The sequence below is a fragment of the Mucilaginibacter sp. P5_A6 genome, assembly GCF_056400585.1.
Window position 1 is genome coordinate 1 of record NZ_JBFUKZ010000061.1, and the last position, 5,234, is coordinate 5,234.

Sequence of the window (5,234 nt, forward strand, 5' to 3'; positions counted from 1 at the left end):
GAGATACTGCTTACAAAGTCTGTCTTCTTTAAAAACATCCTTTCAATTTTATATAAAACATTGAAGAGATGTCTATTCTTTAACATTCCTAACCCTTGAGCAGCATCAACCTGCAGATCCTGTATATGAAAGATGACCACCGCTTTTTTAAAAAACTTATATAAAAGTGCTGGGAAAGCCATGTGAAAAGGAGGGGCAATGGCTAAAATATAATTGAGTTTCTTTTTAAATAATAAACGAATAATAATAAAAAGTGAGGAAAATAAAAATGCAGACTCCATAATAAGTCTATTAGCGCCTGATGGAACAGCGGGAATGTAACAAGGGCATCTGTAAACAGTTAATTTGCCACTGTCAGGGGATGAAAATATTTCTTTTTTGAAAAATCGGCCTTTATAGGGTAACTGAACTTTCCAAAAAGGATAATGTGGGTAAGTTGTGATAACTGTACAATCATGCCCTTTTTTTATGAGCCAATCAATCAACTCGCCATTATATTTACCTGTTGCGGTTGGTTCAGGAAAGTAGTTGGTAGATATTAATAAGAAACTTTTTTTGAGTAACATTTAAACTAAAATTGACCTTTGATTTTCAAATTAATAAGTGCCTTAATAAATCCCCACCGGTTAGAAATCATTTTTGACAAGGGCAGTTTTGTTTGAAGCGTTTGCGTAACATTGGTAGAGTGCCTTATATAGTGCAGAAACTTTTCTTCACAAAAGAAAATATTCCCTTTTAATTCGGCAACCAAACCCAGCCACCAATCATGCATATAAAGTTTTTCAGGAAAAGGGAATGCCCTGTTCAGCAAGCTCCTTCTGAATGACATACAGCAACCCAGGTAAGAATTTTTCTTTAAGTTTTTTAAAAAACCTTTGCCTGAATCCCTTGCTTTAAAAAACGACTCAAATAAAACTGTTCCGTCTTCTGTAATTACAATTGCATCTGAAACAACCAATTCATATTGCTGCATCAATTCCAGGTGCCTTTTTACTTTTCCTTCCAACCATAAATCGTCTTGGTCTGCAAGGAAGATAAAATCAAAACTGGCGTTTTTCAGGGCAGTCGCAAAATTGCCCGTTGGCCCTTTTGCGTGCGTATTTACAAAAACTTTTAGGCGATTATCATTAAATGATTTTATTATTCCAATTGTATTATCAGTTGATGAATCATCACTAATGATTACTTCATCGTCATCAGACAATTGGGTTAATATACTTTCTATTTGTTGTTTTATATATTTTTCACCGTTGTATGTTGCCATACAAACACTCACATTGGGCATCCTATCCTTTATTTAATTTATATAAAATAACCTGTTCATTTTTTTCAAATTCACCCAGCTTCATCATTGATATTATTGCAATAGAAATAATAGTTATACCCAATGGGTGATTGATATATGGATTTGTAAAAGTTAATAAGTACACAAACCAAATAAACATAAAAAAACCCATACCATTTTTTAAGCTGCACCTTTTATACATTATGTAACCTACCAGCAAAATTAGAAAATAGTACACCAAACCTATCACTCCTTGTTTGTGAAAAACTTCAAGATAGGAAATCTCCATATGGCCTGGTCTTTCGGGCACCCCATTTCCAAACCCGTGCCCTATTATAACAGACATTGGATTTATACGATCTACCACCTGATTAATTGTATTGTATCTTACCTGATCGCTTTCGTCCTTATCACCAATACTATCCTTTATATTTAAAAACATCAACACCGTAAGAAAAGAACCAATCAGGATGTATGTAATTGATTTATAATTAAACTTCAGGAATGTCCACTTTATAAAATAAGCTCCGGCGGTTGCTAATATAAGTCCGCGGGTACCGGTTAATACAATGGAAACAAACAACAGGCACAAAATAATATATTTAAATAACGAGTTTCTATGAAATTGATCCCATACTATAAAGCCAATGCATAAATAAACATCACCTGTATAATTTACATAACCACTATCGCCCTTGAAAAAGAATTGCGTTTTATCAATATCTTCTGCATCGGTACTCAAAACCGCCGTTAGTTGCGCGATGCTTGAATTTTGTAAATAAATGCAATAGAACACCAAATGCATTATTGCCAATATTACTGCGGAGATTTTAAGCAGCTTTAAAAGGTGTTTAATCTTGTCAACCGAATCGATAGAATAGTACAAATAAGGGAGTAAAAATATATTAAGCAAGGGCTTGACATCATCAAACATACCAGCAGTTGCCGTTTTAATATTTATAAACGCCACGATAGTTGCTATCGTTATAGAAAATAAAAAATAGCCAACAATTATTACGATAAATTTATTGATATACCCTCTAACAATCAAAAAAAATAGCGTTATGGGAATGTAAACACAAAACAGGCACATTCTTAGGGTAAGAAATGAGGTAAACTCCACTAAGCGTCCTGAGCCACCAAGAAATAGTTCCAGAAACACACATGTAAATATTACATTTAATATATATTTATTTACCCTATCAAAACTATTGTTATCAGACACGATTAAAAATTAAATTATAAAAGTTTCTTTATAAAAGAAAAGTCCTTATGAATTAAAGTTAGTTTTAATGATCTTAACGCCGCATTAATTTTCAATAAAACGCTTTCAAATACCGAAGAAGAGATATACTTAGCCCCTTCTAAATAATAATCAAATCTAATAAGGTCGCTCTTTGCCGAATTTGTGCTTTCAGTTGACAACTCGTGATTAACTTTTAAATCAATTACTATAAACCTGTCGGTTACAGTATTCTTAAATCGTCTGATAAAATCATGATCACTAAAATCAAGCTTAATTAATTCATTGTATCCTTTATTTTCGTCAAACGATTTGATGTCAACACACATCCCGCAATTTATGACTGAAAATTTATCTAAACTATTTATACCGGTTTTGATTTCCTTTATCGAAAAGCCTCTCATAAATTTAAAATGGCATGGGGATATTATTGTTTTACCATTGGCTATCATAATGGGCGAAAATAACTTATCGTTAGGATAAGTATTAACTGCTTCTATATATTTCGCCATGGTATTTTCCGCGAAACTGGTATCCTGATCCAACAAAATTATCCATTTCTTACCTTTTTCTTTACCTATCAACTGACCTGTGTTGTACGCCTTGCTAACCCCGCTATTGTCATAATCCCGGCAATAGATAACATTTACATTCCCTATAGTAGTTAACCCAGCAGGTAGGTTAGCATTATACTCCGGTGTGTTATCATAAACAACCAGGTCTAATTCATGATTACTTTTTTCTAATGATTTGCAAATTGACAGAAACGTTTTAGATTCCTTTAAAACAGATTTATATAAAACCAGAACAGCAATAAATTCTTCCATTTGAAATATCAGGATTTAAACAATTCAGCTATAATATTTTGATATTTTTCGGAGAATAATTTTGTACGATAAACCAGATCGTCTTTTACTTCCTGCTTAATAAAAAAATCATTTACTAAGTCATTGTTGTCGTTCTGTCTTAACATTTTTTCCATAATATCCGCCAAATTAAACTCATCTAATGGATTAAAATAAATACCATTTTCAGGATTTTGCTCCCTGTGAATAGCTATATCAGAAAGCAGGATTTGTTTACCGTTACTCTTAGCTTCTTCAACAGTTGAGCTCCACCCCTCAAATAACGACGGGTTAATTAAGGCCAGGCAAGATCTGATCAAAACAAGTACTTCATTGTAAGGTATCAACCCTAACAATAAAATGTTTTCACACAGCTCATTTTCTTTTATATAATCAAATATATTTTTTAAACTGTTAGTCTTCCTGTAATCTGCCATGTGCCCGGTGGTAACTAACAAAGGATTTAAACCCCTCTTTTTCAAAACATTAATGGCTTTAAACGCTGTTATGTGGTTTTTATGGCTCCAAAATTGATTGGGTAAGTAAAAGAAATTATTTTTAATATTATACTTCTGCCTAATTGTTTTTTTTACTTCAATATACTCATTTTCATCTATCGTCGCCGGTTGCGAAACAAACTGCAATACTTTAACCTTATCATGATTGGTTGCAGTAAAATTAATGAAGTCTTTATATGCATCGTTACTGCTTAAAATAATTCTATCACTATACTTAGCAATATTCCTGTACTGGTTAATAATTCGTTTGCGCTCATTGTTGGTCCATAATTCAGGAAAATGAAGTATTTGCAAATCCGGAATCCAGTTTACTATCTTTAGTTTTTTATATCTGCTAAAAAAATTTGAGTGCGAAACAACATCTATTTTGTGCACTTTTAATAAGTTTAATAATAAAAAATTAGCGCTGAATTTTCGCTCAAATATCTTTTCTACAAACCAGGGAAGCGTATTCCTTTTTAAAATATTAGTTCTTATTATTGTTGCGTATGGCGAAAATACATCTATATATTCGTTTTCAATATCAGATGGCACAACAAGAAAAAACTCAATATTCTTATTCTCAGAAATAGAGCAGGCGTATAACAAATTCTTTATATAATTTATTCCACCCTTATATTCTTTTGTAAAGTTTAGCAAAAAAGCAACTCTAATCATTTAGCAGACTCTTAAAAAAATTCAAATACTGTTTAAGCCCTTCGTTCAGGCTTGTTTCCTGTTTCCACCCCAATTCAATGGCCTTTGATATATCAGCATGATAAAATCTTGGATCTCCTGGCTTTACCACCTGATTAAATCTCACATCAACTTTTTTATCATACAGGTTTACCAGGAGTTTAATAGTATCACCTACTGTTGTTCTGATTCCTGTACCCCCATTTATCACAATGATATTTTCCTTTACATTTTCGGCAACTTTTAATACTAATGCTGCAGCATCTGTTACGTATAACCAATCCCTTGTTTCCTCACCGGTCCCAAAAAACACCACTTCGTTTGACGTATTTTTAATTTTCAAACAGGCATCCCACAACAGCTGTTTTTGTAAACCTGTTCCATAAATTGAAAAATAACGAATTATGGAAACCTTGAGGCCAAAGTTTTTGCTGTACGAATAACAGAGCTCTTCGGCTGCTTTTTTATGAAACCCATATGGTGAAACAGGATTAGATGGATCATCTTCCTTAATTTCTATGTCACCAAGATCTCCTTGTACTGCAGGGCTTGAAGGGTATATAAAATGGCATGGCTTGCTTTGTAGCCTGATATACTCTAATAAAGCCAATGTACTTTGAACACTTTTTTGAAAATCTTCAAATGGGTTTTGGTATGAAAAAGAAACT

The 5,234-nt window shown here is 32.8% G+C and carries 5 protein-coding genes and 1 pseudogene; all 6 read right to left on the reverse strand.

Annotated features, from left to right (window positions below; all coding sequences use genetic code 11):
- Positions 1–566 (reverse strand): annotated as a pseudogene (locus AC1DO4_RS27485) (WcaI family glycosyltransferase); the annotation flags it as partial.
- Positions 567–571: 5 nt separating this feature from the next.
- A complete protein-coding gene (locus AC1DO4_RS27490) occupies positions 572–1,285 on the reverse strand; it encodes a glycosyltransferase family 2 protein (protein ID WP_477420968.1) in 714 nt (237 codons plus the stop codon).
- A 1-nt stretch (position 1,286) separates the two neighbouring features.
- Entirely contained in the window at positions 1,287–2,255 is a 969-nt protein-coding gene (locus AC1DO4_RS27495; protein ID WP_477420969.1) for an O-antigen ligase family protein, read from the reverse strand.
- 269 nt (positions 2,256–2,524) lie between these two features.
- Positions 2,525–3,355, reverse strand: a complete 831-nt coding sequence (locus AC1DO4_RS27500; RefSeq protein ID WP_477420970.1) for a glycosyltransferase family protein — start codon at positions 3,353–3,355, stop codon at positions 2,525–2,527.
- A gap of 8 nt (positions 3,356–3,363) precedes the next feature.
- Entirely contained in the window at positions 3,364–4,548 is a 1,185-nt protein-coding gene (locus tag AC1DO4_RS27505; protein ID WP_477420971.1) for a glycosyltransferase family 4 protein, read from the reverse strand.
- Positions 4,541–5,234, reverse strand: a 694-nt coding sequence (locus AC1DO4_RS27510) for an NAD-dependent epimerase/dehydratase family protein (RefSeq protein WP_477420972.1), incomplete at its 5' end; no start/stop codon positions are given. The genes AC1DO4_RS27510 and AC1DO4_RS27505, both read right to left, overlap by 8 nt.

Bases quoted from the DNA above. Each gene is read 5' to 3' on its own strand.
- AC1DO4_RS27490 (WP_477420968.1), bottom strand. From the start codon at position 1,285: ATGCCCAATGTGAGTGTTTGTATGGCAACATACAACGGTGAAAAATAT.
- AC1DO4_RS27500 (WP_477420970.1), bottom strand. From the start codon at position 3,355: ATGGAAGAATTTATTGCTGTTCTGGTTTTATATAAATCTGTTTTAAAG.
- AC1DO4_RS27505 (WP_477420971.1), bottom strand. From the start codon at position 4,548: ATGATTAGAGTTGCTTTTTTGCTAAACTTTACAAAAGAATATAAGGGT.